Below are 26,561 nucleotides of genomic sequence, written 5' to 3'. Positions count from 1 at the left end.
TGATTTGTTCCGGGCGTTTCGGAGAATTCCGCGCCCACCACCGAGGATTCGCGTGACCGCATTCAGCGACAAGGGGTTTCCTGTTTCATAAACGAAGAGGAAACGGTCACCGCTCCGGCCAGGAGCACGCCCGCGGCCGCGACCAGCGCAATCGACGTCGTCGTCGCGGTCAGCACGGCGCCCAAGACGGCCACCCCGAGGGCGGCACCAGCCTGGCGAGAGGCGTTCAACGCGCCGCCGGCGACGCCGGTCAGGTCGGGCGGAACGGCGGTGACCACCAACGTCAGCAGTGCGGGGATGGCCAACGAGACCCCGAAGCCCAGCAGGGCCAGCGCGACCACCGACAGGGCCGCCGACGTCGTGGCCGCCTGGAGCAGCGTGCCGCCGGACATCAGCAGAAAGCCGGTCACCGCCGGAATGCGCGGCCCGACGCGAGCCACCAAACGGCCGGTGAAAATCGGGTTGAACGCCGTCGGGATCGTCAGGGGAAGAAACGCCAGCCCGGTCATCGACGGCGGATAACCGCGGGTTTCCTGGAAATACAGCGACAGCACGAACAGCACCCCGGACAACCCGAAGTTCACGATCGCGCCCGCCACGAGCCCCAGCGGGAACGCGCGAACCCGGAACAGGCGCGCGGGGAGCATCCGGCCCGCTCGCGCCGGGGTCGAGGGCGCCGAGCGTGACAACGCCCACGCGATCGCGGCCACCGGGACGTTGACCAGGAAGATCGCCCGCCAGCCGAACGCCTCGGTCAGGAGGCCGCCCAGGAGCGGGCCCGTCACCAGGCCGGTCCCGCTCACCGCGGCCCACACCCCCATCGCCTTCGCCCGCGCGGCGGGTACCGGGTAGGCCGCCGCGATCAGCGACAGCGATGACGGGACCAGCAGGGCGCCCGCCACGCCGAGCAGGGCGCGGAGGGCGATCAGGAACGGGGTCGAGAACGACAGCGCCGACAAACCGGACAGCGTCGCGAACGAGACCAGGCCGACCGAGAACACCCGGTGGGCGCCGAAGCGGTCCGACCACGCGCCCGCCGTCAGCAGGAACGCCGCGAACGTCAGCGTGTAGCCGTTCGAAATCCATTGCTGTGCCGGTAAGGACGGCGAGAGAGCCGGGAGCGCGACCGTCACGATCGTCGTGTCCAGCATGACCAGGAAGTAGCCCAGCGAAAGGCCGATGAGGAGTCTTGCCACGTCCAAAGCCTGGACGCTCGGTGATCCCGGTGGAAGCAGGCAGTTACGATGACGGGTATCGGGAACGCCGATGGGGGATGCCATGGAACTGCGCCACCTGCGCACCTTCCGCGCCGTCGCGCGGACGCTCAACTTCACCCATGCCGCCGCTGAGCTGCACTACGCGCAATCCAGCGTCACCGAACAGATCCAGGCCCTGGAAGCGGAACTCGGCTCGAAGCTGTTCGAACGCGGGCGGCGGCTGCGGCTCACCGGCGCCGGGGAACGGCTCGTCGGCTACGCGGACCAGGTGCTCGAACTCGTCGAAGAAGCCCGGGCGGCGGTCGACGAGGAGCGCGGTGAGCCCGAAGGCGAACTGACCATCGGCGCCCTGGAAACGCTGTGCGCGCAACGGATCCCGGCCCTCTTCGGCGAGTACCGGACGCGGTGGCCGCGCGTGCGCGTCAGCCTGGCGGAAGGCAGTCGCGGCGAGCTCTACCAAGCCGTGCAACGGTCCGAAATGGACGTTTGCTTCACCTTCGGCGAGCCGCCCGCCGACCCGGCGCTCGCCAGTGCGTCGCTGGGCACCGAACCGCTCGTCGTCATCGTCCCGCCCGGGCATCCCCTGGCGGAGCGGGAAGAAATCCGGCCCGGCGACCTCGACGGCGTCGGCTTCCTCGCGACGCCGAACGGCTGCGGCTTCCGGGAAATGCTGGACCGGATCGACGGACCCGTCGTCGAGGCGGAAGTCGGCAGCCTCGCCGCCCTCGCGCGGTGCGTGGCCGCCGGCCTGGGGTGCGGGATCGTGCCCGCGCTCGCCGAGCACGCGGGCGCGGTCGCCGTTCCGCTGGCCGGGGCGACCACGGAAATCACCATGACGTGGCGGCGGCGCGACGAGCACAAGCCGAGCGTCGCCGCGCTGCTCGCCACCGCCTACGCGTTGTCCAGCAAGGACAACAGCTCGTCCGGCAGCTCCAGCGTGAAGGCCGGCGCGATCGACTCGTAGTGCGCCCAGGTCCGCGGCCCGATCAGCGGGATGACGCCGTGGCGCAGCAGCCACGCCAGCGCCACCTGGTTGCCCGTGGCCCCGAGCTCGGCCGCCACCTTGGCCACCGCGGCCAGGCGCGCTTCGGCGTCCGGACCCGCGTAGGACCGCCACACCGGCGTGGACTCGCGGTAGGTGGCGTCGTCGTAGATCCCGCGCAGCAGCGAGGAATACGCGGCCAGCGAGACGTCCGGGTGTGCGGCCAGCCAGTCCAGCAGCTCGCCGCTCGCGATCGACGCCGCGTCGACGCCCGCCGCGGGGCGGAGGTAGGAGTGCTGGACCTGCACGGCCACCGGGGAAGCCCACCCGTTGGCCAGTGCCAGCGAGCGGATGCGCTCCAGGCGCCACGTGCGGACGTTGCTCCAGCCGATGTGCCGCACCTTGCCGGCGCGGACCAGTCCGTCCAAAGCGGACAGTGTCTCCTCGAGCGGGACGCGGCGGTCGTCCACGTGGACGTAGTAGAGGTCGATGTGGTCGGTGCCCAGCCGCCGCAGGCTCGCTTCGGCCTCGCGCTCGATCACCGCGGCACCCGCGCCCTCGAACGTGCGCTCCACCGCGTCCCAGTCCACCGTGCCGGCCGGATGACGAGCGGCGCGCGCCGCCGGGAGGTCGGTGATCCCCGCCGACACCTTGGTCGCCAGGAAGACCCGGTCGCGGCGGCCCCGCAAAAGGCGGCCGAGGAGTGCTTCGCTTTCGCCGCCCGTGGCGTCCGGCGCCCACCACGCGTAGCAGTTCGCCGTGTCCAGGAAGTCGCCGCCCGCGTCGAGGTACGCGTCCAGGATGCGGGCGGACGTCGGCTCGTCCGTCGACGTGCCCATCGTCATGCAGCCCAGCGACACCTGGCTCACGTACTGGCCGGTCCGGCCCAATTCCACCTTCTTCATGCCGACCACGCTAAGCCCGGATCGGTCCGGTACTACAGTCCAATACCGTGGCGGGATCACAGACCGATTGGGGCGTGCTGCTGGAACCGGCCGGACCGGGTCCGAAGCACGAACAGCTGGCCAGGGCCCTGCGCAAGGCGATCCGGGACGGCGTCCTGGACGGCACTGTCCCCCCGAGCCGCCGCCTGGCCGCGGACCTCGGGTGCTCACGGTGGGTCGTCACGCAGGCCTACGCCCAGCTCGTCGCCGAGGGGTACCTGGCCGGGCACACCGGGTCGGCCACCCGGGTCCGGCGGGTGGGTGACGCGGTGGTGGCGGCGGAGCCGGCGCGCGTCACGCCGCCGCGGTACGACCTCGCTCCGGGCCTGCCCGACCTGCGGAACTTCCCCCGCCGGCCGTGGGCCGAAGCGGTGCGCGGGGTCCTCACGACCACCCCGCACCCGGACTTCGGGCTGCCCGAGCCGGGCGGCCACCCCCGGCTGCGGCGGGTCCTGGGCGAGTACCTGCGGCGCGTCCGCGGCGCCGCGCCCGGCACCGTGCTGGTCTGCGGCGGCGTCACCGACGGCGTCACCGGCGTGTGCCGCGCGCTGGCCGAGCGCGGCTGCACGCGGCTGGCCGCCGAAGATCCCGGGTGGACGCGGTTGTGGCGGGCGGCCGAGAGCGCCGGGATGACCGTCGACCCGGTGCCGGTCGACGACGAGGGCATCGACGTCGGGCGCATTCCGGCGGGCGTCCGCGCCGTGCTCGTCACGCCCGCGCACCAGTTCCCCGCCGGCTCGGTCCTCTCACCGCGCCGGCGGGCCGAACTCCTCGGCTGGGCGCGGGACGTCGACGGGCTGATCCTCGAAGACGACTACGACGCCGAGTTCCGGTACGACCGGCGGCCGGTCGGCACCGTCCAAGGCACCGACCCGGCGCGAGTCGCGCTCTTCGGGTCGGTGAGCAAGACGCTCAGCCCCGCGCTCGGGCTGGGCTGGGCCGTCCTGCCTCCACAGTGGACAGTGCACGCGCACCCGCCACCCGTGGTGGACCAGCTCGCGCTCGCCGGCTTCGTCGAAAGCGGCGGCTACGACCGGTACCTGCGCGGCGCCCGGCTGCGCTACCGCGCCCGGCGCGACCGGCTCGTCGCCGCGCTCGGGCCCGCGCGGCTCTCCGGGGCCGCCGCCGGGCTGCACCTCCTGATCCACCTCGACCAGGACGCCGCGGCCGTCGTCCGGAAGGCGAAGGCGGCCGGCGTCAAGGTGGCCGATCTCGACGGCTACCGGTCGGCGCCCGGCGAGCCCGCGCTCGTCCTCGGCTACGGCAACCTCGCCGACTCCGGCGTCGAAGCCGCCGCGCGGCTGCTCCGGCGAGCGATGACAACGGCTTGACCTGCTTGCCGCCTTCTCAAATGCCCCCCGATGTGAAAAGCTGCTGGACAGTCCGCTTCTGACAACGTTGTCACCTGGGAGGTGCGCGCCCCATGGGGTCGCCAAGCAGACCACTGATCGCCGCCGCGGCCGCCGTGCTCGTGGTCGCCGCCACGACCCAGGCCACCGCGGCCGCCGCCACACCGGTCGATCCGGTGAGCCTGGTCAACCCGTTCGTCGGCACGCAGAACTTCGGGAACACGTTCCCCGGCGCCAGTGCGCCCTTCGGAATGGTGCAGGTCAGCCCGGACACCGGCGGGCAGGGCGGCTACGACTACCTGCAGAACGCGATCTACGGCTTCAGCCAGACGCACCTGTCCGGCGTCGGCTGCGGCGTGATGGGCGAGCTGCCGATCATGCCGACCACCGGCGCCGTGGACAACGTTGACAAGAACGCCTACCGGTCCGAATACAGCCACGACGACGAGCACGCCGAGCCCGGCTACTACCGCGTCGGCCTCAAGAAGTACGGCGTCAACGCGGAACTGACGGCGACCGCGCGCACGGGGTGGCAGCGCTACACCTTCCCGTCGACCGGCGCGGCGAACGTCCTGTTCAACACCGGCCAGGCCAACCAGTCCGTCAAGGACTCCGAGATCCACCTCGTCGGCGACCGCACGCTCGAAGGGCGGGTCAAAGCCGGCGGGTTCTGCGCCGGGCACGACGAACACACCGTCTACTTCACCGCCACCTTCGACCGCCCGTTCAGCTCGTTCGGCACCTGGCGCGACTCGACGCGCACGCCGGGCAGCCGCGACGCCGCGGGCACCGGCGGCAACGGCGCCTGGGCGAGCTTCGACGCAACCACCGACCACGACGTCGTGCTCAAGGTCGGCCTGTCCTACACCGGTCTCGACGGCGCCCGGAAGAACCTCGCGGCGGAGACGTCGAACTTCGACTTCGACGCCACCCGCGCCGCGCTGCACCAGCAGTGGGTGGACCGGCTCGGCGCGATCAAGATCGCCGGCGGCACGACCGAGCGGCAGACGGCGTTCTACACCGCGCTCTACCACGCTCAGCTGCACCCGAACCTGGCCGGCGACACCGACGGCGAGTACACCGGCTTCGACGGCAAGGTGCACACCGCGAGCGGCTACACGCCGTACCAGAACTTCTCGCTGTGGGACACCTACCGGCCGCAGAACCAGCTGCTGGAGATGCTGGAACCGCAGGTCGCCCGGGACGTCGCGCTGTCGGTCGTCGCCATCGGGCGCGACGGCGGGTGGCTGCCGCGGTGGGCGCTGGCCGAGAGCGAAACGAACATCATGACCGGCGACCCGGTGACGCCGTTCCTCGTCGAGGCGTGGTCGAAGGGCCTGCTCGCCGGGCACGAGGAAGAGGCGTACGCACTGCTCAAGAAGAACGCGACGAGCACGCCACCCGCCGATTCGCCGTACAACGGCCGCTCCGGCGTCGACTACTACAACGACCGCGGGTACATCCCGAGCGGGCTGGAGCTCGGCAAGGACTGCGCGGCCAAGGGCGGCGACAACGACTGCGAGCACCCGGCGTCGGCGACCATGGAGTACTCGGCGGCCGACGCGGCGCTGGCGTTGCTGGCCCGCGGGCTGGGCCACGGCGCCGACGCGAAGATGTTCGCCGACCGCGGCCAGTGGTACAAGAACCTGTGGGACTCCTCGACCCAGCAGTTCCGCCCGCGCACGACCGAGGGCACCTTCGTCACGCCGTACAACCCGGTCGACGCCGGCCACCAGTTCCACGAGGGTGGCGCCTACCAGTACCAGTGGCTCGTGCCGCAGGACCCGAGCGGGCTCGTCTCGCTGATGGGCGGCAAGAAGACGACCGAGAAGCGGCTTGACTCCTTCTTCGCGTACGACAAGCTGCTGACCGATCCCGCGGGCACCGCGCGGAAGGACTGGATCGCCAGCCCGTACGACTACTACGGCAAGGCGACGTACAACCCGAACAACGAGCCCGACCTGCTGGCGCCGTACATGTACAACTGGGTCGGCGCGCCGGCGAAGACGGCGACCGTCGTCCGCGCGGCGATGACGCTGTTCACCACCGGCCCCGACGGCATGACCGGCAACGACGACCTCGGCACCATGTCGGCCTGGTACGTCTTCTCGTCGCTCGGCCTGTACCCGACGATGAGCGGCGCGAACTTCCTCGCGCTGTCGAGCCCGCAGTTCGAGTCGGCGACCGTCCGGATCGGACAGTACGGCTCCGCGCAGGGCGGGACGCTCACGGTGTCGGCGCCGGGCGCGAGCGACGCGAACCGGTACATCCAGCGCGTGTCGCTCAACGGCCGCGACGTCCGGCAGACGTCTCTGGACTGGGCTTCCCTGGCGCACGGCGGAACGCTGGCGCACCAGCTCGGCTCCCGGCCGTCTTCGTGGGGAACTTCGCCGGCCGCGACACCGCCTTCGGTGAACAACGCACCGGGCGACTCGCGGCGGCACGTCGACGCTTCGCTGCGGCAGGCGTCCGTGGTGATCCCGTCCGGCACCGCCCAGGAGGTTCACCTCGATCTGGACGTGGTGGCCCAGAACCCGGTGTTGCAGCCGGTGACGGTCTCGGTCACGGCGCCGTGGAAGGCCCGGGTCCAGCCGTGGGAGTTGATCTGGTCGGGACGGCTGCCGGTGCAGCGGACGGTGCCGATCACGGTGACCGTGCCGGCGGGCGCGGATCTCGGGACGTACCCGGTGCAGGTGACGGTGTCGGGCTTGGGCGCGAACACGGTGACCCGCTCGGCGACGATCGAGGTCCGGACGCCGTCGGCGTGCGTGTCTCCGGGCCCGCAGTGCGCGGTGGACCTGGGCCGCGACCGCAACCACGACGGCACGGCCACGGTGGCGGCGTCCACGGAAGGCAACTTCGACGGCGGCGGCTGGAGCTACGACGCTTCGCTGCTCCCGGCGGCGGGCCCGGTGGTCTGGGACGGCGTCACGTACGCGGCGCCGGACGCTTCGGGGACTTCGCCCAACTTCGTGGAGGCCCGCGGGCAATCGCTGCTGCTCCCGGCGGGTCAGCACGCGGCGCTTCGCGTTGTCGGGGCGTCACACAATGGTCCGGTGTCGACGACAGTGACCGCGCACTACACCGACGGCACGAGCGCCGACCTGGCCGTGACCTTCGGCGACTGGGCGGGATCCGGGAGCCCGGTGGTGCTCGAGATGCCGCACCGGATCAAGGCCGGGAGCGGGGTGGACGGGCCGCCGGTCCGGCTGTTCGGGATTTCCGGCGGGCTGGACGGCGGGAAGACCGTGCAGTCGGTGAGCCTGCCGAACGACCCGCGGGTGGAGATCTACGCGCTCACCCTGGCGTGACGGTCCGGTTCGCCGGGGCACCGGCGAACCGTTCCGCCAGGTCAGGGCGAGGACCGCAGGTCCCCCGGTAAGGCCGTCAGGCGACGATCCGCGGTTCCGACGCCAGCCGCGACAGGACGTGCGTCAGCCGCCGGGCCGCCACTTCCCACTCCTCCAGTGCGCTCCCCCGGCCCAACGCCGCGGTACGCAACGAGCGGCGCAACTCCGGGTCCGCGTACCAGCGGTGCAGCGCGTCGGCCAAAGCGAACGGGTCGTCCGGCTCGACCAGCAGGCCCGGCATCTCGCCGTCGGCGTCGACGCCCAGTGCGTCGTACACCCCGCCGACCTCGGCGGCCAGTACCGGGATGCCCCGGGCCAGTGCCTGGGCCACGAACATGCCGGACGTCGCCGCGCGGGCCGGGATCACCAGCAGGTCCGCCGCGTTGTACGCCGCGCCGAGGTCGACCGCGTCGCCCGCCAGCGTGATGCGGTTGCCGAGGCCGAGGCGCTCGATCGACCAGCCGAGCTCGCTCACGTACGCCGGGTCCGCCTCCAGTGAGCCGGCGAAGACGCACGACAGGGCCAGGTGGTCGACCTCGCCGAGGGCCTGGACCAGCACGTCGTGGCCGTTGCGGCGGGTCACGTCCCCCACGCACAGCAGCCGGGACACGCCGTCCGCGCCCGCCGCGAGCGGGGCCGCGTCCGTGCCGGGCTTGGCGACGTAGACGCGGCCCGGGTCCAGGTCGTGGCGGTCGATCAGCAGCCGGGCGAGCCACGGGCTGGTCGCGACGACCATGCCGGCCATCCGCAGCGTCTCGCGCTCGCACGCGTCCAGCTCCGCGGCGTGCGACGGGGTGAGCCCCGGCTCGTCGGCCAGGGCCTGGTGCACCAGCACGGCCAAGCGCAGCCGCCGCGCGTGCGGGACGACGATCTCGGGCACGCCGGAGGCGATCATGCCGTCGAGCAGCACGACCGTCCGGTCCGGCAGCGCGGCGAGCGACCGCGCCAGTCTCCGTCTCGACGTCGCGTCCGGCTCCGGCCAGTCGCCGGCGATCGGCAGCTCCAGCACCGGCTGCCCGACGGCGGGCAGGTTCTGGCACATCCGCTTGTCGTAGGTGTCGGTGCCCGGCGGCGCGGCCGGGAGGATGAACACCATCGGGTCGGCGGGCCTCATCGCACACGCCGGAGCAGGTCGGGTTCGGAAACAGACACGGCTACCTCCAGCGTGGATCGACGGCGGTGACGGCTCATACGTCACACGCACCCCGAGCCGGGAAGGTTCAGCTCTGCGCGTCAATCTTCCAGACGCCGTTGTCCTGGACCATGGTGAAGGTGTCGTTCTCGGCGTTCCCGCCGTCGTAGGTGACGTGCGCCGAGACCCGGTTGGGTCCGACCTCCTTCGCCCCGCTCACCTGCACCGACTTGTACCGGCCCCAGAAGCTCTTGTACGTCTCGTATGTCTGGTTGCGCGAGGCCCGGAAATGCGGTGTGAGCAGGTCCCACGCCGCTGCCGGGTTGCTCGGCAGCAGCCCGTAGTAGGCGGTGAGGGCGTCGACCGGGGTCTTCGACGAGGCCACGGTCGAAACCGTCTGCGAGGTCGGCGCGGTCGAAGGCGCCGAGGTCGCCGAAGTCGGCGGCGAAGAGGGCGCAGGCGTCGACGGCTGCGTCGAGGGAGTCGCGGACGCCGAGGTGGACGACGCCGATGCCGGCGGCGGTGCGGCCACGTTGTTGTCCTGCGGCGCCCGCTGCCGCACGACCAGCAGGATCGCCACGACGACCGCCACGCACAGCAGCGCCGCGCCCGCCCCGACGGCGATCAGGCCCTTGCGCGCGCCCGGCGACACCGTGGTGACCTCGCCCGCGGGCACGGAGACGGCGGCCGGCACGGTCGGGACCGCGGGCGGCTCGGTTTCCGGCACGGTCGCCGCGAGCACCGAGTCGCCGGGTTCCGCGTCCGGCAGCAGCGCCAGCAGCTCCTGCTCGACCTCGTCCATCGACGGGCGCTCGGCCGGCTCGGAGGCGAGCATCCGCAGCAGCAGCGGGGTCAGCCGGCCCGCCTTCTCCGGCGGCACGATCTCGCCGCTGGAGGCCTTGTAGAGCAAGGCGATCGGGTTGTCGGCGGTGCCGTACGGCGACTGCCCCTCGACGGCGGCGTACAGCGTGGCGCCGAGCGAGAAGACGTCGGCGGCGAAGTCCGCGTCCTCGCCGCGGGCCACCTCGGGCGCCAGGTACGCGGGCGTTCCGGCGATCTCCCCGGTGGCCGTCAGCTTGACGTCACCGATCGCGCGCGAGATGCCGAAGTCGGTGATCTTCGCCGTGCCGTCCTCGGAGACCAGGATGTTGGCCGGCTTCACGTCGCGGTGCACGACCCCGGCGCGGTGCGCGCCGGCCAGCGCCGAGCTGATCTGGACGCCGACGCGGATGGCGTCGTCCACCGTGGCCGGCTCCTCGCCGAGCACCAGGGCCAAGCTCTTCGACGGCAGGTACTCCATCACCAGCCACGGCCGGTCCTCCTCCTCGAGGACGGCGAACACGGTGATCGCGTGGGAATGCTGGAGCCGGGCGGCGATCCGCGCCTCGCGCATCGCGCGGTTCTTCGCCTCCTGGGTGCGTTGCTCGTCGTGGTCGTGCGGCAGCAGGAGTTCCTTGATCGCCACGGTGCGGTCGAGCTTTTCGTCCTGGGCTCGCCACACCGTGCCCATCGCGCCGCCGCCGATCGGCTCGAGCAGCCGGTACCGATCGCGGATCCGGCGACTTTCCACGAGCATCCACCATTCTCCGATGTGGCCGACGAGATCCGGTCAGCATGCCAGCCTGCGCGGCCGACCGGTACCAACGTAACCGAAAACCTTGCGCGGACAGCGCAAAAGAGCGCTGTGGCGCCGCCCACGGTGTACCCAGGAATCCTAACGAACAACCCCGTACGCCCGATCAAGTGCGTCCACGATCTCCTTGCGCAGCCCGGCGCCGACGGCGATCGTCGCCGCCGAACCGACCGTGTGCTCGCTGCCGTCGCGGTCCACGACGGCGCCGCCGGCCTCCCGCACGAGCAGCACGCCGGCCATGGTGTCCCACGGGTTGTTGGACAGGATCAGTGCGGCGTCGAGCTTTCCGTCCGCCACCCAGGAGAGGTCGATGGCCGCGGTGCCGAGCATCCTGATCTTCTGCGCCCGCGCGCCGAGGTCCGACAGCAGCGTCAGCCGCGCGCGGTTCTTCTCCTCGGCGAGCTCGCCGATCGCGAAATCCCCGACGGCGATCATCGCGTCGGAGATTTCCGTCGCGGTGGAAGCGCCGACGCGCTTTCCGTTCGCGAAGGCGCCTTCGCCGCGAGCGGCGGTGTACGTGACGCCGAGGTACGGCAGCGTGATCGCGGCGACCGTGCTGTGCTCGCCGTCCACCAGCGCCAGGGAAATCCCGCAGAGCGGAATTCCGCGGGCGAAGTTCGCGGTCCCGTCGATGGGGTCGAGCGCCCACCAGCGGCCACCGCCGTCCCCGCTGCGGCCGCGCTCCTCGCCGAGGATCCCGATCTCCGGCGTCTCGGCGGTGAGGAACTCCCGCAGCGCGTCCTCGACCGCGGTGTCGACGTCGGTCACCAGGTCGCGATCGCCTTTCGCGGAAACGGAAAAACCCGGGCGCGACCGGACGATCTCGGTCGCCTTCGCCACGGCCTCGCGCGCGACGTCCAGTAGTGCGGCATGCTCGGTCATGCCACCAACATAGAGAAGGGCCGCGCGCATGACCGATCTGTTCCCGCTCGCCACCACCGCCGACGAGCAGGAGCGGCGGGCGTCGGTCGCGGTGCTGCCGGTCGGCAGCTTCGAGCAGCACGGCGCGCACCTCCCGCTGGCCACCGACACGGTGATCGCGGCCACCCTCGCCGGCGCGGTGGCCGAGGCGTACCCCGTCCTCCACCTGCCGCCGATCACGATCTCGTGCTCGCACGAGCACGCGGGCTGGGCGGGCACGGTGAGCATTTCGGCGCGCACCCTGCACGCCGTGGTCACCGACGTCGCCGCGTCCCTGAAAGCGTCCGGGGTGGACCGGCTCGTGCTGGTCAACGGGCACGGCGGCAACTACGTACTGTCCAATGTGGTCCAGGAGGCGGCGGGCGCGATGGCGCTGTTCCCGGGGGTCGCGGACTGGCAGGCGGCGCACACCGCGGCCGGCCTGCGGACGTCACTGGACGACGACATGCACGCGGGCGAGCTGGAGACGTCGATCCTGCTGCACGCCCACCCGCACCTGGTCCGCCCGGAGTACGAGGCGGCCGACCACGTCACCGACCGGGAGCACCTGCTGACGCTGGGCCTGCGGGCGTACACGGAGTCGGGGGTGGTCGGCCGTCCTTCGCTGGCGAGCGCGGCCAAGGGGCACGTCCTGCTGGACACGCTGGTCCAGCGCTTCGCCGGCGTCCTCGAGGTGCTCACCCCGTCGTGAGTGGTAATGCGGGTTCTAACCCTCATTACCACTCACGAGCCGGCGAAGGCCTGGCCCAGGTGCGGCAGCAGGTGGGCCATCCGCTCGGCCTTGGTCCGCAGGTATCGCAGGTTCTCCGGATTCGGCGGAACCAGCAGCGGAACCTGCTCACTGATCCGGATTCCGTAGCGCGTGAGCTGTTCGACCTTCGCCGGGTTGTTCGACAGCAGCCGCACCGAGCGGATGCCGAGGTCGGTCAGGATGCCCGCCGCCGCGTGGTAGTCGCGGGCGTCGACCGGGAGGCCCTGTGCCACGTTCGCGTCGACCGTGTCGAGCCCCTCGTCCTGCTGCAGCCGCATCGCCTCGAGCTTCGCCAGCAGGCCGATCCCGCGGCCCTCGTGGCCCTGGACGTAGACGAGCACGCCCGAGCCCTCCTCGACGATCCGGTCCAGCGCCACCGCCAGCTGGTCGCCGCACTCGCAGTGCGTCGAGCCGAAGACGTCGCCGGTCAGGCATTCGCTGTGCACCCGGACCAGCGCGCCCAGCGGGGCGACGTCGCCGTAGACCAGGGCGACCTGCTCGGTGCCGGTGCGGTCGAGGTACCCGAACGCGCGGAACGTCCCGTGCCGGGTCGGCAGCCGGGTCTCGACGACCCGCTCGACCACCGCCCGGCGCGGCAAACCCCCAGCAAGATCACTGACGTCACTTGCGGTCATGACTTCAACCCCACTTCCGATTCGAGCCCGGTGTCGGCCGCCGTGCGCGGAGCGGGCACGACACCGGTGTGCGGAGCGCGGGTCACGCGGAACCCGGCGACACTCCGGACGAACAGGACACCGGCGCCGGGCAGGCTCGCGACGAGCGTGAGCACGCCGTAGACCACGGCGACGGTGACACCTTGGGCGGCTCCCAGACCGGCCGCGCCGAAGAGCAGGGCGCAGACGCCCTCGCGCGGGCCGAAGCCGCCGACGTTGAGGGGGAGGCCCATCGCGAGCAGCGCGAGGACCATCAGGGGCACGAGCTGCCACACCGGCGCATCGACCCCGGCGACCCGGGCGGCGACGACGAACAGCGCCAAGTGCCCGGCCAGCGTCGCGACGGACAGGAAGCCCACGCTGGGCCACGTTTCGCGGGTCAGCAGGCCGAGCCGGACATCGGCGAGGGTGGCGGCGAAGCCGCGGCGCCACTTCGACGGGCTGTGGATCCAGCGGCCGCCCAGCAGGCGGCCGACGACCAGCGCGGCGACGGCGGCCAGCACGACGACCACCCCGGCCACCACGACGACCTCGCGGAACGCGCCGGGCACGACGTCCGGCGACGCGAGCACGACGGTGACCGCGGACGCGATCAGCACGACCTGGCCCGCGGTCCGTTCCAGGACGACGGCTCGCACGCCGCGCGGCACGTCCCCGCTGTCGCGGCCGTGCTGGACAGCGCGGTGGACGTCGCCGAGGACGCCCGCGGGCAGCACGCCGTTGAAGAACAGTGCGCGGTAGTAGTCGGCGACGGCGGTGCGCAGCGAAAGCCGCAGGCCGAGCCGGGTGGCGACGATCTGCCAGCGGCCCGCGCTGAACAGCGTCGTCGCGAAACCGATGACGAGGGCGGCCAGCACGCCGGGGACGCTGATCCGGCCGAGCCCGTCGAGGAAGGCGGCGCTGCCGAGCTGCCAGACGAGGACGGCGAGGATGCCGACCGCGCCGAGGATCCGCAGCCAGGCCAGTGCGCGCTTCACGCCGCCACCTCCCGGCTCGGCGGCAGGACCAGCAGGTCACCGTGGTGGATCACCGCGTGCAGCTCGCCGGATCGGGCCATCTCCAGCCGCCGCTGCAGGTAGACGTCGGCCACCGGGCGCAGCTCCGGCAGCTGCTCGACGGCGGCGCCGACCCAGCCTTCGAGCCACTGCCGCTGCAGTTCGGCCTGGTCCGGGCCGAGCCGCCAGGCGCTGTCCGCGCGGACGACCGTCGCGCCGAGCCTGCCGAACGCGGTCGCGGCGACGTCCACGGCGTTCGGGCCGAGCAGCCGGCGGCCGTCTTCGGTGACCCGGCGCTGGTGGGCGTTGAACGCCGTGGCCATCGCGGGGTCGAGCGGGTCGGCGGGCGAGAGCTCCACCTTGCCGGTGACCGAAAGCATCAGCAGCGCCGCGCAGCCCGCTTCGACGACCGCGGTGGCCAGGGCCGTGACTTCGTCCCTGGTCAGCAGGTCGAGCAGCGCGGACGCGGTGACCAGCGACGTCCCGGCGAGGTCGGCGGCCCGCAGCGCGGTGATGTCGCGCTGCTCGGCGACGGCGTCGACCGGGCTGCCGTCGAGCGCGGTGCCCGGGAGGCTCGCCTGGGCGTGGGCGAGCAGGTCGGTGTCGTGGTCGTGCAGGATCCAGTGCTGGCGGCCGGGCAGGCGGCCGGCCAGCCAGCGGCCGAGCGAGCCGGTGCCGCAGCCGAGGTCGCGGACGACGAGCTCCTCGCCGGCCGGGAGGAACGCGCGGAGCGGGTCGAGGAGCTCGGTGGCGCGGGCCGCGGCGTCGGCGGGTTCGCGCAGGTAGAGCCAGTCGGGGGCGAACGCGGTCATGCCGCCGCCTCCTGCCGGTGCAGGATCTCGGCGATCCGGCGGGCGGTGTGGTCCCAGCCGGTCAGGGTCTCGCGGCGCAGCTTCGCCGACGCGCGCAGCCGGGTCCGCAGCGCCGGCTCGGTGAGCCAACGGCGGAGGGCGGCGCCGAGCGCTTCGACGTCGTCGCCGGGGACGAGCATCCCGGGCACCGAGCCGTCCGGCGCGACGCCGACGGTGTCGGGCAGCGCGTCGACGTCGGTGGTCAGCACCGGCACGCCGCGGGCGAGGGCCTCGGTGACGACCATGCCGAAGGTCTCGGCGCGCGAGGGCAGCACGAGCAGGTCGGCGGTGTGGTAGGTGGCCTCGAGGGCCGCGCCGGTGCGCGGGCCGGTGAGCGTGAAGCGGGCGCCGAGCCGGTGCTCGCGCAGCCGCTCGACGTACTTGGTCTCGCGGCGGATCCCGCCGACGCATTCGCAGGTCCAGCGCAGGTCGGCGACGGTTTCGAGGGCCTGGGCGAGCACGCCCTGGCCCTTGCGCGGGGTCACGTTGGCCACGCAGACCAGGCGGGACACGCCGTCGGTGCCGACGGCGAGCGGCGCCGGGTCGACGCCCGGCGTCACCGAGTGCACGCGGTGCGGGGCCAGGCCGTGGTGGCCGATCAGGCGGCGCGCGGCCCACTCGCTGGTCGCGACGACCGAGCCGACGGCCCGCAGCGTCTCGCGCTCCAGCGCGTCGAGCTCGGCCGCGAGGGCGGGCGGCAGGCCCGTCTCGTCGGCCAGCGGCAGGTGCACCAGCACCGACACCGACAGCCGGCGCGCCTGCGGGACGACGACCTCGGGCACGCCGCAGGCGACCAGGCCGTCGAGCAGCACGGCCGAGCCGGTGGGCAGCGCGGAAAGCAGGTGGCCGAGGACCGCGCGGGCCTCGGTGTCCGGCCGCGGCCAGCTGCCCGAGACGGCGATCTCGCGCACGTCGAAACCGGCGGCGGCGAGCCGGTCGCACATCCGGCGGTCGTAGGTGTTGCCGCCACTGGGGACGGTCGAGTCGTCGACGTCCCCGGGGAGGATCACGTAAAGGGAATTCACAGGGCACGCTCGTAACTCGCCCAGGCGAGGTGCGATTCGTGCAGCGAGACGGTGATCCCGTCGAGGCCGCGCGCGCCTTCGCCGAGGCGTCCGGCGTGGACGGCGTCGGCCAGGCGGTCGGCGACGACCTTCGCGAGGTACTCGGTCGAGGTGTTGATGCCCTTGAACTCCGGCTCGTCGTCGAGGTTGCGGTAGTTCAGGTCGCTCAGCACCGCCCCGAGTTCCTCCGTGGCCTTGCCGATGTCGACGACGATGTTGTCCTCGTCGAGCTCGGCCCGGCGGAACGTCGCATCCACCACGAAAGTCGCCCCGTGCAGGCGTTGCGCGGGACCGAAGACTTCCCCGCGGAAACTGTGGGCGATCATCACGTGGTCACGGACGGTGATGCTGAACACCAAGACCTCCGATGCGTTCGGGTGGACGTGGTCACTGCGGCTGATACATGACACGGAGGCACAGGGCGGAAAGTTCATTCGCGACCAGCCGGGGTAGCACCGACGGAAGATCGTTAAACATGCACTCGCCGCTGACCAGCGCTTCGAAGGCCGGATCGGCCAGCAGATCCAGGGCGACGCCGAGGCGCTGGGCGTAGCTGCGATCGGGTCGCGCGACCGTCCCGACCTGGCTGCTGCGGATCACCAGGCGTCGCGAGTGGAAGTTCTCGCCGAGCGGAACGCTGACCCGGCGGTCGCCGTACCAGGACAGCTCGACGACCTCCCCTTCCGGCGCGAGCAGTTCCAGGGCCTTGGTGAGGCCGGCCTCGGACGCGCTGGCGTGCACGACGAGGTCGCAGTCGCCGAGCGCCTCGTCCGGCGTCGAGAAGTCGACCCCGAGCGCGGCGGCGATCTCCGCCTTGGCCGGGTCGACGTCGATCAGCTGCACCCGCACGGCCGGGAAGCCGGTGAGGAGCTTCGCGACGCTGCAGCCGACCATCCCGGCGCCGATGACGGCGATCCGGTCGCCGAGCCGCGGGCGCGCGTCCCACACGGCGTTCACCGCCGTCTCGACCGTGCCGGCGAGGATCGCGCGGCCGGGTGGGACGGCGTCCGGCACCGGCGTCACCGCGTTCGCCGGGACGACGTACGCGGTCTGGTGCGGGTAGAGGCAGAAGACCGTCTTGCCCGCGAGGTGCGCCGGGCCCTGTTCGACGACGCCGACGTTGAGGTAGCCGTACTTGACCGGGCCGGGGAACTCGCCCTCCTGGAAGGGCGCGCGCATGACGTCGTGCTGGCTCGTCGGGACACCACCGCGGAAGACCAGGGTTTCGGTGCCGCGGCTCACCCCGGAGCACAGCGTGCGGACGAGCACGTCGTCCGGTCCGGGCGTGGGCAGCCGCTCCTCGCGCAGCTGTCCCGAGCCGGGACTTTGAACCCAGAAAGCCTGTTCCACGTGTTTCTCCTCAGCGGGCGACCGGAGGCTGGTGTCGCCACCCTATGAGCAATTCGCGGAGTCGACGATGATCAAACAGGACCTTCTCCTGCGCGCGGCGGTGCCGGCGCCGGTGTTCGCCGCGGGGGTCGTCACGGCCGGTTTCACCCCGCTCGCCTGGGCGACCGGCGTCGTCTACGTGCTCGCGCTGGTGCTGCTCACCGAGTGGGGGCTGCGCCGCACCGGCCGCGGCGCCTTCGGACCGGCGGACTGGATCACCTTCGCCCGCGCGATCTTGGTCGGCTGCGCCGCGGCGCTCGTCGCCGAAGGTGATTTTTCCCTCTGGTGGCTGGTCGGGCTGGTCGGCGTGGCGCTGCTCCTGGACGGCCTCGACGGCCAGGTGGCCCGCCGCACCGGCACGTCATCGGAGTTCGGCGCGCGCTTCGACATGGAGGTCGACGCGTTCCTGATCTTGCTGCTGTGCATCCAGGTGTCCCGCACGCTCGGGCTGTGGGTGCTGGCGATCGGCCTGATGCGGTACGTGTTCGTCGCCGCTTCGTGGACCATGCCCTGGCTGACCGCGCCGCTGTACCCGAGCATGGCGCGCAAGACGGTCGCGGCCGTGCAGGGGGTCGTCCTGGTGGTCGCGGTCTCGGAGCTGCTGCCGTCGTCGGTGACGTGGGTGTTGGTCGCGGTCGCCTTGGCCTCGCTGGCGTGGTCGTTCGGCCGGGACGTCGTCTGGCTGGCCCGCCACCGCGTCGCCGACCAGCCGGCCCGGATCGTCGCGATCACCCGCGCGTCCCTGCGCCGACCGCTGGGCTACGGCCACAACCAGGCCGCCTGACCCCCCAGGCACGCCAGCCGACCGTCCAGGTACGCCAGCCGACCCTCCCGGCACGCCAGCCGACCGTCCAGGTACGCCAGCCGACCCTCTAGGAACGCCAGCCGACCGTCCAGGTACGCCAGCCGACCGGGTGGGCACGACCTCGCCACGGAAGCCTGGACCTTCACCGCCAGTTCAGGGCTCCGGCCGAGGTTGAGCCGACCGGGGCGCTACGCGGATTCGCTCGATTCGCGGGCCGCGCGGGCGCGGCGCTTGCCCTCGTGCATCGCGACCACCCGGGCGATCGGGATCGTGTGGCCCTCCTCGACCAGGTCCGCGGGCAGCCTGAACGGCTCGGGCATCTCTTCGGTCCACGGGTCGCCGTCGTCCAGCAGGTCCGGGATCGTGTGCACGGTGAAGTCGGCCGGCTTGACGTCGTCGAGGCCGGCCCAGCGGACCGGGAACGACACCGGCGCGCCCGGGCGGTGGCGGGGGCTGTAGACCGAGACGACCGTCGCGCCGCCCGCTCGCGTCGAATCGAGGAACACCTTGCCTTCGCGGCGCTCGACCACGAACTCCGTCGTGCCCAGCGCCGGGTCGATCCGCTCGGCGCGGGCCGCCACCGCCCGGGTCGCCGCCGCGATGTCCTCGGTCGGCTGGCCCGGTGCGAGCGGCACGAAGACGTGGACGCCCTTGGAACCGCTGGTCTTCACCGCGCCGTCGAGGCCGTCGTCGCGCAATGCCTGCCGCACCAGTTTCGCAGCGCCGACGGCCAGGGAGAACGGGGCGTCCGGGGGCGGGTCGAGGTCAAGGATCAGGTGCGTCGGCCCGCTCGCAGGCTCGCCGCGGAACAGGGACGTGTGGTACTCGATCGCGCGCTGGTTGCCGAACCACAGCAGCGTGCGCAGGTCGTTGCAGAGCGCGTAGGTGACTTCGCGCCGCGAGCGATCGGCCCACAGCGCCCGGCGCTCCACCCACTCCGGCGTGTACTTCGGCAGGTTCTTCTGCATGAACGGCCCTTGGCCGCGCAGCACCCGCACCACGCTCAGCAGCCGGTCGTGCAGCTCCGGCAGCATCCGGCCGGACACCGCTTCGAGGTAGTCGAGCAGCTCGCGCTTGGTCACCCCCGCGTCGGGGAAGACCTCCTGGTCGAGACTGCTCAGCTTGACGCCGTGCCGCTCTTCATCGCCGCTCATCGGCCCACCTTCGCGTCCCCGCGCGAGGCGGTCAACTCCCCACGAGCGGCCGCCCGGTGCGCAACCGCCACCGGAGATCGGCGAGGCAGAGGTTGAACGGGAACCGCCGCAGCGGGCCGGGCAGGACGCGGACGACCAGGCCGAGCGCGGCCAGCAGCGCCTCGAAGCGGCGCTGGTCGGCGGCCGTCCAGGGCAGCCGCATTTCGTCGCGGAAGCGCTGCGGGAGGAACCCGGTGGTGACGAACCGGTGGAACCCCCGGCCGGGCACGGCGAAGACCGGCGGCAGGAACTCCAGGTCGACGATCCGGGTGAGGTAGCGGCGGACGGTGTCGTCGATGTCCACCTCGGCCAGCCCGCCGGCCCAGTACTCCTCGAAGGCGGCCCGGTCGCCGGGCCACCGCTCGGGAGGCACCTGCAGCGTGGTGCCGAGAGCGGCGGCGTCGGCGTAGAACCGCTCCGGCTCACCACCGGCGAAGGCGAGGAGGACGTCTTCGATGCCCTTGTACAGGCAGGCCGCGACCCACAGCTGGAGGTCGGTGTCGAAGGCGTCGTAGGCGACCGGGCTCGACGCGGTCGAGTGCACTTGGGCGTGGGCCCGGTCGACGCCCCTCCGGAAGGCCGCGCGCTCGGCGTCGGTGCCCATCGTCGCGACCGCGAGGTAGGTCAGCGTGGTCCGGGTCCGCTTCACCGGGTGGCGGAAGAGGTTGCCGCTGTCGACCCGGCTCTCCAGGACGCCGTGCCCGACGGGCGCGCGGGACAGCTGCATGATCACGTTCGCGCTGCCGGCCAGCAGCCCGGCGCCGATGACGGCGTCGCGAAGGGCGGTCTCGGGCATCGGCGCACCTCCTGGCCCACCAGGGAACGCCGTTGTTGACGAGCTGTCAAGAGCGGTAGGCCGCCCGGGCGAACGCGATCAACGCCCGCGCCGCCGGGCTCAACGGCCCTTCCGTCCGCCACGCCAGCGCCAGCATCCCCCGCAGCCCCGGCCCGCGGAGCCCGGCGACGGCCAGCTCCGCCTGGTGGTACCGGGCCAGCGACTCCGGCACGATCGCGACGCCGAGCCCCCGCATCGCCAGCTGCACCAGGACGTTCGGATCGGCCGCCTCGAACGCGATCCGCGGGGTCAGCCCCACCCGCGCGAAGGCCGCGTCCAACGCCGTGCGCAGGCCCGTCCCCTTCGGCAGGGCCATCAGCGGCAGGCCGTCGAGGTCGGGGATCTCGACCTCGTCCCGCCCGGCCAGCAGCCCGGACGGCGCGGTGACGGCCCGGAACGACTCCTCGAGCAGCACCTGCGTCGCGATGCCGGGCGGCGGGGCCGTCGAGATGCCGACGACGGCGAGGTCGAGCCGTCCCTCGCGCAGCGCGGCGAGCATGGTGTCGGAGTCGGCCTCCGAGAGCGTGATTTCGACCGCCGGGTACCGGTCGTGGAAGCCCGCCAGCAGGTCGGGCAGCCCGACCGGGCCCACCGAGGTCACCATGCCGATCGCCACCTGCCCGCGGACCAGCCCGGCCAGCTCGTCGACGGCTTCGCGCACGCCCTGCACCGCCGCGAGCGCGGCCCGGGCGTGGGGCAGGGCCGCGGCGCCGACGTCGGTGAGCCGGACCGTCCGGCCGGAGCGGTCCAGCAACTCCTGCCCGAGTTCCCGCTCCAGGCGTTTGACCTGCGCACTCACCCCCGGCTGGGCCACGTGCAGCCGCTCCGCCGCGCGCGTGAAGTTCCCTTCCTCCGCGACGGCGACGAAGTAGGCGAGTTGATGCAGTTCCATAAGCACTGATTCTAGTCAGCAGACAAACCAGATCTTGGACTTCTGATCGAGATCGTCCGAAGCTGGAGGCAGCGAACGAAAGGACCTGAAATGAACCTCCTCCACCCCGGTCAAGACGGCTACCCCGAAGAAATCACCGGATTCCAGACGTCGGTGCCCACCTCACCCGCGGCCGTCGTCGCCGCCGAAAGCGCCGCGGACGTCGCCGCCGCCGTGCGGTACGCGGCCGAGCACCGGCTGCCCGTCGCCGTCCAGGCGACCGGGCACGGCCAGACGGCGGGAACCGACGGCGTCTTGATCAGCACCCGGCGGATGACCGGCGTGGCGATCGACGTCGCCGCCCGCACCGCCCGCGTCGAAGCCGGTGTCCGGTGGGAGGCGGTGGTCGAAGCCGCCGGCCGGCACGGCCTGGCGCCGCTCAGCGGCTCGTCCCCGGACGTCGGCGTCGTCGGCTACACGCTCAGCGGCGGCTTCGGGGTGATGGCCCGCCGGTACGGCCGCGCCGCCGACCACGTCCGCGCCCTCGACGTCGTGACCGCCGACGGCGAACTCCGGCGGGCCGAGCCCGGCTCGGACCTGTTCTGGGCGCTGCGCGGCGGCCGCGACGGCTTCGGCGTCGTCACGGCGATGGAGTTCGGCCTCCTGCCGGTCAGTGACCTCTACGGCGGCAGCCTCACCTTCGACAGCGCCGACGTGCCGGCCGTGCTGCGGGCGTGGCGGACGTGGTCGGCGGCCGCGCCGGACACGCTGACGACGTCATTGGCCGTGATCCAGTACCCCGACCTGCCGATGGTGCCCGAGCCCGTGCGCGGCCGGCACATCGCCCAGGTCCGGATCGCCTACCTCGGCGAGGACGGCGACGACCTCGTCGCGCCGCTGCGCGCGGTCGCCCCCGCGCTGGCGGACACGCTGCGGCCGATGCCGTACACCGAGTCGGGGTCGATCGCGGCCGAGCCGCGGCAGCCGCACGGCTACCACGGCACCAACGCGACCGTCTCCCAGCTGAACGACGCCATGCTCGACGCGATCGTCGAGCACGCCGGCCCGGGCGCCGCCGCGCCGCCGGTGCTCATCATCGACCGGCTGGGTGGCGCGCTCGCCCGGACGCCGGAGACGCCGGGCGTGGGCTGGGATCGCTCGGCCGAGTTCGTCGTCCGGGCGCTGTCGATGGTCGGCGACGACGGTGTCGCGGCCGTCCGGAGCGCCCACGCGAAGCTGTTCGACGCGCTGGCGCCGTGGACGACCGGCCGGCTGCTGCCGTTCGTCTACGGCGAGCACGCACCGGCGGAGATCGCGGAGAGCGTTTTTCCGGCCGCCGACCTGCGGCGGCTCCGGGAGCTGAGGTCCCGGTACGACGCCGGGAACGTCTTCAAGGCCTGGTGATACGCGAACCGGCCGGGGAAAAGGACCGCAAATCGTAGCCATATACTCGGCCGGCCACCGCATCGATAGGGGACGTCTTGCGCACCATGAGCCACGAGGACTACCTCGGCATGCGGCGGTTCCCGGGGCTCGACGGCCTGCGCGCGCTCGCCGCGACGATGGTCATCTTCTTCCACTTCGGCGGCCCGAACTGGACCTGGCTGTCGGGCTGGGTCGGTGTCTATCTCTTCTTCGTGCTGTCCGGGTTCCTGATCACGACGCTGCTGCTGCGCGAGCAGGACCGCACCGGCCGGATTTCGCTGTCGAACTTCTACATCCGGCGCGTCTTCCGGATCCTGCCGCCGTACCTGGTGATCCTCGGCGGGATCGTCGCGTTCGTCGTCCTGCGCGGCGAGTTCTACTCACGCGACTTCCCGCAGGCGCTGAAGTACTACCTGACGTTCCTCAACGAATTCCTGCCGGCGGCCACCCACGGGGCGGACAACTTCTTCAGCGGCTCGTGGACGCTCGGGATCGAGGAGAAGTTCTACCTCGTCTGGCCGTTCCTGCTGGTCGCGATCGGGATCGGCGCGGCGAAGCGCAAGTTCCTGCTGGTCGGCGCGGCGATGGTCGCGCTGCTGGCGCTGGTCCCGCTGACCACCGGCGGCTGGGTCCTCGAGTACTCGCAGACGGCGATCTACCGCTCGACGATCCACTACTTCATCCTGGCGGGCGGCTGCCTGCTGGCAATCCTGCTGCACTACCGCCGCGGGTACGCGCTGCTGAAGCCGCTGACGCACCCGCTGGCGGCGATCCCGATCGTCGTGGCGTTCGCGCTGCTGCACACGAACTTCGACGACCTCTGGCACGAGACCCGCAACAACCTGTGGCTGCTGGTCGCGTACGCGGCGCTGACGATGCTGCTGCTGATCGTGCTGGTGAGCCCGGGCCCCCTGCGGTGGCTGCTCGGCACGGCCCCGATGCGGTTCGTGGGCGAGCGGTCGTACTCGCTGTACCTGCTCCAGGGACCGGTGCACTTCGTCGTCGTGCAGGCGGTACCCGGGCTGGGGCAGCACCGGACGGTCTCGGCGCTGACGGTGTTCCTGGTCGGCCTGGCGATCGCGGACCTGATCCACCGCTGGGTCGAGAAGCCGCTGATCGACGTCGGCAAGCAGCTGATCACCCGCAAGGAAGCCCGGCGCGCGGAACGGCGGGAAGCGGAACGTCCCGCCGAGACGCGCGCCGAGCCCGCGCCGGTGGCTTCTTAGCGCTCCAGCACCACGATCGGGATGACGCGGTCGGTCTTCGTCTCGTACTCCGCGAAGCCCTCGGCGTGCGCCACCATGCCCGCGTACAGGCGGTCGCGCTCGGCGCGGTCGGCGATCACCGTGGCCGTGGCCTCGAACTTCTCGGTGCCGACCTCGACCGTGACCTTCGGGTTGGCGACCAGGTTGTGGTACCAGGCCGGGTTCTTCGGCGCGCCGCCCATGGACGCGGCGATGACGTAGCGATCGCCGTCCGTGGTGTAGACGAGCGGGGACAGGCGCTCCGCGCCGCTCTTCGCGCCGATCGTGGTGAGCAGGAGCACGTTCTTGTCCGCGAACATGCCGCCGACCTTGCCCTCGTTGGCCCGGAATTCGGCGGCGACCTGCTTGTTGAACTCGTTCATGTCGGCTGGCGCGGTCATGGGATCCCCTTGTTTCTGGCCGGTAGGCTCGAGCAGGCGCGAGGTACGCTCGAGCTAAGTGTTTGCTTTGCAAACAAAGCTACCGACGGGAGGTGAGTCGTGTCAACGGAGGCCGGACCGAGCGTCGAGGACGGCGTGCGACAGCTCCTGCTGCTCATGCCACGGCTGGTCGGCCGGGCGAAGCGCACCCCGGTGCCGGCGGAGCTCGACGGCTGCGCGCTCGCGCCGAGGCACCTCTCGCTGCTGTCGTACCTGCTCTTCGACGGCCCGATGACGGTCACCGAGCTGGCCACCCGCCTGCAGGTGGCGCCGACGACGGCGAGCCTGATGGTCGGCGACCTCAGCCGCCAGGGCGTGCTGAACCGCGACGAGGACCCCGCCGACCGCCGCCGCACGATCGTCAGCATCACCCCGGACAAGCGCCCGGCCGTCGACGCCTGGCTGGCCCGCGGCGCGAAGGCCTGGAGCGACGCCCTGACGCCGTTGACCCCCGCCGAGCGGCAGCTGGTGATCGCGACGCTGGAAGCCTACGAACGCGGCACCTGCGACGGCCCCGCCTGCTGATCGCGGGTTATTCGTCGCCGCGCTTTTCGCGGGCCAGCTTGCGCTGGGCTTCCGCGCGTTCCCGGCACTTGCGGAGGAATTCCTCGTCGTCCTCCGGGCTCGTCGCCGCGAACCGGCCCGGCCGGTCGTACTCCGGGAACGCCGGCGCGTGCCGCTCGTACCGGCCGCGCGCCCGCGCCACGTGCTCCGGACGGCCCGCGACCAGCCAGATGATCGAGCCGACCAGCGGCACCACCAGCACGAGCAGCAGCCACAGTCCCTTGGGCAGGTTGCGGCAGGACGATTCGTCCGTCGTGATCACGTCGACCAAGCAGAAGATCCACAACCCGAACGTGACGATGCCGAGCAGGCCGTCGAAGTACAGCAATTCCCCGCCTTCCCCCAAGGATGAACGCGGTAAGTCTTAGCAGAGGGCCTTGACCGGTCAGCCGCGGGTCACCCGGAGCACCGACGGCATCCGGAGATTCGGCGACGAAACCCAGCTCGATTCCCCTTCTGTCAGGCGAAAACCGCGCAACGCCTGGAGAACGCCGGCCGAGAGCGCGAGGGCGTGCCGCGACCCCGGGCACGCGCGCGGCCCGGCCCCGAACGGCGTCCCGGCGAGGGACACCGTGATGTCCTCACCGCCGATCCGGCGGCGTGTGGCGAGCACCGGCTGCTCGGCGGGTTTTCCGGTCAGCGACGCGAAAAGCCCGTTGCCGATGAGGCCGGCCGTGGCGTCGCAGGCCTGGACGAGCAGGCCGATCCGGGCGGCCGCGAGTTCGACCGGCCCGCCGCAAGCGACGACCAGCCGCGTCAACGCCGCTTCGGCGGCCTCGCCCGGCTCCACGTGCGGGTGGTACGCCGCCGCGACTCCGGCGACGTCGGCCGAGACGTCCGGCAGGCCCAGCGCCTCGGCGAGCACCCCGACCGGCACCGGCCGCGCGATCTCGGCCATCACGTCGACGACGCCGAGGCCGGAGATGATCCCCTGAGTGCGGAGAAAAGCCTTCTCCCGCAGGGAATCCGCGTCGACCGAAGCCAGCGCGTCCACGGCCAGCGCGCGCCGCCGGACGTGGTCGGCGCCGTTGCTGAAGCGGGCCACGGACGCGCGCAACCAGGCGATGCTCCCCGGCGGAACGTCGAGGGGAACAGGCGGGACCGGAGCGGAAAGCGAAGTCATGCGGCGAAGTTAGCCGCGGAAAGCGTCGGCGACGGCCGAAGTCTGTGTCATCCGGGGCTCCGCCACCCGGAACCCCGAAAGAAGTCAGAGCACGGACGACACCGGGAACCACGTGGCTTGGGGCCCACCGCAGCGCGTCGGGCGCGGGACGTCGTGCTGGAACCACCACGCCTCGGTGATCCGGCCGTCCGGCAGCCGGTACGTCGGCGGGCCGGCCACCCGGGCGAGCCCGGCGGCCTGCAGCGACCGCGCGCTGGCGATGTTGCCGACTTCCGCGCCGGCCCGCACCCGCGCCAGGCCGAGGTGCTCGTGCGCCAGCGTCAGCCCGGCCGCGAAGAGCACCCGTCCGTGGCCGCGGCCGCGGTAGCCCGGGGCGAGGTAGCCGCCGGTCTCCGGGCCGCCGTCCTCGCCGGTGTGCACGCTCACCAGGCCGATGCAGCGGTTGGCCTCGACGTCGATCATCACCAGGTCGACGGACTGCGGATCGGGTGACGTCCAGTCCGGGCCGGTGCCGGGCACGACCCGCAGCGCGTCCGCGCGCAGCGGTTCGGCCACGATCGAGTCGCGCTGCCAGCCGAGCCACCGCTGCGCGCCCGGATCACTGCCCCCGGCCACGGCGGCGGCGTACTCCCACGCGGTCGGGGTGCGGAAGAGGAAGCGCCCGCTGCGCAGCACGTGGCCCTGCCGGTCGCAGGTCCGCTTGGACATCAGGCGGCCGCGGCGGGTGAGCCGGTCGAAGATCCCCTTGGTGGCTGGCAGCATCGCGGCGAAATCGTAGCGGAGCGATCGGGGTGGGAGTTGCTATCGTG

At 72.3% G+C, this 26,561-nt stretch carries 26 protein-coding genes; 8 read left to right on the top strand and 18 right to left on the bottom strand.

From position 1 onward, the window contains the following. Window positions 1-62: 62 nt before the first annotated feature. Entirely contained in the window at window positions 63-1,196 is a 1,134-nt protein-coding gene (locus C2L58_RS07470) for an MFS transporter (protein ID WP_103337103.1), read from the bottom strand. Between the two features lie 82 nt (window positions 1,197-1,278). Here C2L58_RS07470 and C2L58_RS07465 point away from each other — a divergent pair, with 82 nt between their 5' ends. Then, the gene (locus C2L58_RS07465) at window positions 1,279-2,181 is read left to right on the top strand and encodes a LysR family transcriptional regulator (RefSeq protein WP_103336800.1); all 903 of its coding nucleotides are present in this window, start codon (window positions 1,279-1,281) and stop codon (window positions 2,179-2,181) included. On the opposite strand, the gene C2L58_RS07460 is transcribed toward C2L58_RS07465, so the two are convergent. After that, window positions 2,109-3,104: an aldo/keto reductase gene (locus C2L58_RS07460; protein ID WP_233225600.1), complete on the bottom strand. Its 996-nt coding sequence runs from the start codon at window positions 3,102-3,104 to the stop codon at window positions 2,109-2,111. The two genes, C2L58_RS07465 and C2L58_RS07460, sit on opposite strands and share 73 nt — an antisense overlap. Window positions 3,105-3,151: 47 nt before the next feature. On the opposite strand from C2L58_RS07460, the gene C2L58_RS07455 reads away from it, so the two are divergent. Together C2L58_RS07455 and C2L58_RS07450 are read left to right on the top strand one after the other, a co-directional pair. Continuing rightward, complete coding sequence (locus tag C2L58_RS07455; protein WP_233225599.1) at window positions 3,152-4,474, top strand: aminotransferase-like domain-containing protein; 1,323 nt, start codon at window positions 3,152-3,154, stop codon at window positions 4,472-4,474. Window positions 4,475-4,566: 92 nt separating this feature from the next. Beyond that, on the top strand, window positions 4,567-7,803 hold the full coding sequence (locus C2L58_RS07450) for a GH92 family glycosyl hydrolase (protein ID WP_103336797.1): 3,237 nt from the start codon (window positions 4,567-4,569) through the stop codon (window positions 7,801-7,803). Between the two features lie 76 nt (window positions 7,804-7,879). Here the strand turns inward: C2L58_RS07450 and C2L58_RS07445 are convergent, their stop codons facing one another. The 3 genes from C2L58_RS07445 to C2L58_RS07435 form a co-directional block, all read right to left on the bottom strand. Then, a complete protein-coding gene (locus C2L58_RS07445; RefSeq protein WP_103336796.1) occupies window positions 7,880-8,938 on the bottom strand; it encodes a glycosyltransferase in 1,059 nt (352 codons plus the stop codon). A 124-nt stretch (window positions 8,939-9,062) separates the two neighbouring features. Continuing rightward, window positions 9,063-10,550: a serine/threonine-protein kinase gene (locus C2L58_RS07440; protein WP_103336795.1), complete on the bottom strand. Its 1,488-nt coding sequence runs from the start codon at window positions 10,548-10,550 to the stop codon at window positions 9,063-9,065. A gap of 138 nt (window positions 10,551-10,688) precedes the next feature. After that, on the bottom strand, window positions 10,689-11,489 hold the full coding sequence (locus C2L58_RS07435; RefSeq protein WP_103336794.1) for an inositol monophosphatase family protein: 801 nt from the start codon (window positions 11,487-11,489) through the stop codon (window positions 10,689-10,691). A 28-nt stretch (window positions 11,490-11,517) separates the two neighbouring features. On the opposite strand from C2L58_RS07435, the gene C2L58_RS07430 reads away from it, so the two are divergent. Next, on the top strand, window positions 11,518-12,219 hold the full coding sequence (locus C2L58_RS07430) for a creatininase family protein (RefSeq protein WP_103336793.1): 702 nt from the start codon (window positions 11,518-11,520) through the stop codon (window positions 12,217-12,219). A 32-nt stretch (window positions 12,220-12,251) separates the two neighbouring features. Here C2L58_RS07430 and ribA read toward each other — a convergent pair whose 3' ends face one another. Genes ribA through C2L58_RS07400 form a run of 6 tightly spaced genes read right to left on the bottom strand, consistent with a single transcriptional unit; the run spans window position 12,252 to window position 17,213 of the window. Next, entirely contained in the window at window positions 12,252-12,914 is a 663-nt protein-coding gene (gene ribA, locus C2L58_RS07425) for a GTP cyclohydrolase II (RefSeq protein ID WP_199191144.1), read from the bottom strand. Next, a complete protein-coding gene (locus C2L58_RS07420) occupies window positions 12,911-13,930 on the bottom strand; it encodes a lysylphosphatidylglycerol synthase transmembrane domain-containing protein (RefSeq protein ID WP_103336791.1) in 1,020 nt (339 codons plus the stop codon). Before C2L58_RS07420 ends, ribA begins: the two co-directional genes overlap by 4 nt. Then, window positions 13,927-14,760, bottom strand: coding sequence for a class I SAM-dependent methyltransferase (locus C2L58_RS07415; protein ID WP_103336790.1), 834 nt, complete (start codon window positions 14,758-14,760; stop codon window positions 13,927-13,929). The genes C2L58_RS07420 and C2L58_RS07415 overlap by 4 nt, the downstream gene beginning before the upstream one ends. Next, window positions 14,757-15,824: a glycosyltransferase family 4 protein gene (locus C2L58_RS07410; RefSeq protein ID WP_103336789.1), complete on the bottom strand. Its 1,068-nt coding sequence runs from the start codon at window positions 15,822-15,824 to the stop codon at window positions 14,757-14,759. Before C2L58_RS07410 ends, C2L58_RS07415 begins: the two co-directional genes overlap by 4 nt. Then, window positions 15,821-16,219 (bottom strand): 6-pyruvoyl trahydropterin synthase family protein, encoded by a 399-nt coding sequence (locus C2L58_RS07405; protein WP_103337102.1) that lies wholly within the window; start codon window positions 16,217-16,219, stop codon window positions 15,821-15,823. The genes C2L58_RS07410 and C2L58_RS07405 overlap by 4 nt, the downstream gene beginning before the upstream one ends. Window positions 16,220-16,250: 31 nt before the next feature. Beyond that, window positions 16,251-17,213, bottom strand: a complete 963-nt coding sequence (locus tag C2L58_RS07400; RefSeq protein ID WP_103336788.1) for a zinc-dependent alcohol dehydrogenase — start codon at window positions 17,211-17,213, stop codon at window positions 16,251-16,253. Between the two features lie 67 nt (window positions 17,214-17,280). Between C2L58_RS07400 and C2L58_RS07395 the strand changes: the two genes are divergently transcribed. Then, complete coding sequence (locus C2L58_RS07395) at window positions 17,281-18,036, top strand: CDP-alcohol phosphatidyltransferase family protein (protein ID WP_103336787.1); 756 nt, start codon at window positions 17,281-17,283, stop codon at window positions 18,034-18,036. 209 nt (window positions 18,037-18,245) lie between these two features. Here the strand turns inward: C2L58_RS07395 and C2L58_RS07385 are convergent, their stop codons facing one another. Genes C2L58_RS07385 through C2L58_RS07375 form a run of 3 tightly spaced genes read right to left on the bottom strand, consistent with a single transcriptional unit; the run spans window position 18,246 to window position 20,977 of the window. Next, the gene (locus tag C2L58_RS07385; protein ID WP_103336785.1) at window positions 18,246-19,211 is read right to left on the bottom strand and encodes a DNA polymerase domain-containing protein; all 966 of its coding nucleotides are present in this window, start codon (window positions 19,209-19,211) and stop codon (window positions 18,246-18,248) included. 31 nt (window positions 19,212-19,242) lie between these two features. Then, on the bottom strand, window positions 19,243-20,046 hold the full coding sequence (locus C2L58_RS07380) for an oxygenase MpaB family protein (protein ID WP_103336784.1): 804 nt from the start codon (window positions 20,044-20,046) through the stop codon (window positions 19,243-19,245). Between the two features lie 46 nt (window positions 20,047-20,092). After that, window positions 20,093-20,977 carry a LysR family transcriptional regulator gene (locus C2L58_RS07375; RefSeq protein WP_103336783.1) on the bottom strand — a complete coding sequence of 295 codons (885 nt, stop codon included), beginning with the start codon at window positions 20,975-20,977 and terminating at the stop codon, window positions 20,093-20,095. 90 nt (window positions 20,978-21,067) lie between these two features. Here C2L58_RS07375 and C2L58_RS07370 point away from each other — a divergent pair, with 90 nt between their 5' ends. Together C2L58_RS07370 and C2L58_RS07365 are read left to right on the top strand one after the other, a co-directional pair. Then, entirely contained in the window at window positions 21,068-22,360 is a 1,293-nt protein-coding gene (locus tag C2L58_RS07370; RefSeq protein ID WP_103336782.1) for an FAD-binding oxidoreductase, read from the top strand. An 86-nt stretch (window positions 22,361-22,446) separates the two neighbouring features. Then, window positions 22,447-23,607 carry an acyltransferase family protein gene (locus C2L58_RS07365; RefSeq protein ID WP_199191179.1) on the top strand — a complete coding sequence of 387 codons (1,161 nt, stop codon included), beginning with the start codon at window positions 22,447-22,449 and terminating at the stop codon, window positions 23,605-23,607. On the opposite strand, the gene C2L58_RS07360 is transcribed toward C2L58_RS07365, so the two are convergent. Then, window positions 23,604-24,026 (bottom strand): nitroreductase family deazaflavin-dependent oxidoreductase, encoded by a 423-nt coding sequence (locus C2L58_RS07360; RefSeq protein WP_103336780.1) that lies wholly within the window; start codon window positions 24,024-24,026, stop codon window positions 23,604-23,606. The two genes, C2L58_RS07365 and C2L58_RS07360, sit on opposite strands and share 4 nt — an antisense overlap. A 99-nt stretch (window positions 24,027-24,125) precedes the next feature. Here C2L58_RS07360 and C2L58_RS07355 point away from each other — a divergent pair, with 99 nt between their 5' ends. Then, window positions 24,126-24,590 carry a MarR family winged helix-turn-helix transcriptional regulator gene (locus tag C2L58_RS07355; protein WP_103336779.1) on the top strand — a complete coding sequence of 155 codons (465 nt, stop codon included), beginning with the start codon at window positions 24,126-24,128 and terminating at the stop codon, window positions 24,588-24,590. A 7-nt stretch (window positions 24,591-24,597) separates the two neighbouring features. Here C2L58_RS07355 and C2L58_RS07350 read toward each other — a convergent pair whose 3' ends face one another. The 3 genes from C2L58_RS07350 to C2L58_RS07340 form a co-directional block, all read right to left on the bottom strand. After that, entirely contained in the window at window positions 24,598-24,957 is a 360-nt protein-coding gene (locus C2L58_RS07350) for a PLDc N-terminal domain-containing protein (RefSeq protein ID WP_103336778.1), read from the bottom strand. 57 nt (window positions 24,958-25,014) lie between these two features. Beyond that, complete coding sequence (locus C2L58_RS07345; protein WP_103337101.1) at window positions 25,015-25,674, bottom strand: hypothetical protein; 660 nt, start codon at window positions 25,672-25,674, stop codon at window positions 25,015-25,017. Window positions 25,675-25,836: 162 nt separating this feature from the next. Next, window positions 25,837-26,514, bottom strand: a complete 678-nt coding sequence (locus C2L58_RS07340; protein WP_103336777.1) for a GNAT family N-acetyltransferase — start codon at window positions 26,512-26,514, stop codon at window positions 25,837-25,839. Between the last annotated feature and the right edge of the window lie 47 nt (window positions 26,515-26,561).

The organism is Amycolatopsis sp. CA-126428, assembly GCF_002904335.1.
In the GTDB taxonomy this organism is placed as follows: domain Bacteria; phylum Actinomycetota; class Actinomycetes; order Mycobacteriales; family Pseudonocardiaceae; genus Amycolatopsis.
Note: the sequence above shows the minus strand (reverse complement) of the source record. Positions and strands in the feature narration are given on the sequence as shown.

Bases quoted from the DNA above. Each gene is read 5' to 3' on its own strand.
- C2L58_RS07465 (WP_103336800.1), top strand. From the start codon at position 1,279: ATGGAACTGCGCCACCTGCGCACCTTCCGCGCCGTCGCGCGGACGCTC.
- C2L58_RS07460 (WP_233225600.1), bottom strand. From the start codon at position 3,104: ATGAAGAAGGTGGAATTGGGCCGGACCGGCCAGTACGTGAGCCAGGTG.
- C2L58_RS07450 (WP_103336797.1), top strand. From the start codon at position 4,567: ATGGGGTCGCCAAGCAGACCACTGATCGCCGCCGCGGCCGCCGTGCTC.
- C2L58_RS07445 (WP_103336796.1), bottom strand. From the start codon at position 8,938: ATGGTGTTCATCCTCCCGGCCGCGCCGCCGGGCACCGACACCTACGAC.
- C2L58_RS07440 (WP_103336795.1), bottom strand. From the start codon at position 10,550: ATGCTCGTGGAAAGTCGCCGGATCCGCGATCGGTACCGGCTGCTCGAG.
- C2L58_RS07435 (WP_103336794.1), bottom strand. From the start codon at position 11,489: ATGACCGAGCATGCCGCACTACTGGACGTCGCGCGCGAGGCCGTGGCG.
- C2L58_RS07430 (WP_103336793.1), top strand. From the start codon at position 11,518: ATGACCGATCTGTTCCCGCTCGCCACCACCGCCGACGAGCAGGAGCGG.
- ribA (WP_199191144.1), bottom strand. From the start codon at position 12,914: ATGACCGCAAGTGACGTCAGTGATCTTGCTGGGGGTTTGCCGCGCCGG.
- C2L58_RS07415 (WP_103336790.1), bottom strand. From the start codon at position 14,760: ATGACCGCGTTCGCCCCCGACTGGCTCTACCTGCGCGAACCCGCCGAC.
- C2L58_RS07395 (WP_103336787.1), top strand. From the start codon at position 17,281: ATGATCAAACAGGACCTTCTCCTGCGCGCGGCGGTGCCGGCGCCGGTG.
- C2L58_RS07385 (WP_103336785.1), bottom strand. From the start codon at position 19,211: ATGAGCGGCGATGAAGAGCGGCACGGCGTCAAGCTGAGCAGTCTCGAC.
- C2L58_RS07380 (WP_103336784.1), bottom strand. From the start codon at position 20,046: ATGCCCGAGACCGCCCTTCGCGACGCCGTCATCGGCGCCGGGCTGCTG.
- C2L58_RS07375 (WP_103336783.1), bottom strand. From the start codon at position 20,977: ATGGAACTGCATCAACTCGCCTACTTCGTCGCCGTCGCGGAGGAAGGG.
- C2L58_RS07370 (WP_103336782.1), top strand. From the start codon at position 21,068: ATGAACCTCCTCCACCCCGGTCAAGACGGCTACCCCGAAGAAATCACC.
- C2L58_RS07365 (WP_199191179.1), top strand. From the start codon at position 22,447: ATGAGCCACGAGGACTACCTCGGCATGCGGCGGTTCCCGGGGCTCGAC.
- C2L58_RS07360 (WP_103336780.1), bottom strand. From the start codon at position 24,026: ATGACCGCGCCAGCCGACATGAACGAGTTCAACAAGCAGGTCGCCGCC.
- C2L58_RS07340 (WP_103336777.1), bottom strand. From the start codon at position 26,514: ATGCTGCCAGCCACCAAGGGGATCTTCGACCGGCTCACCCGCCGCGGC.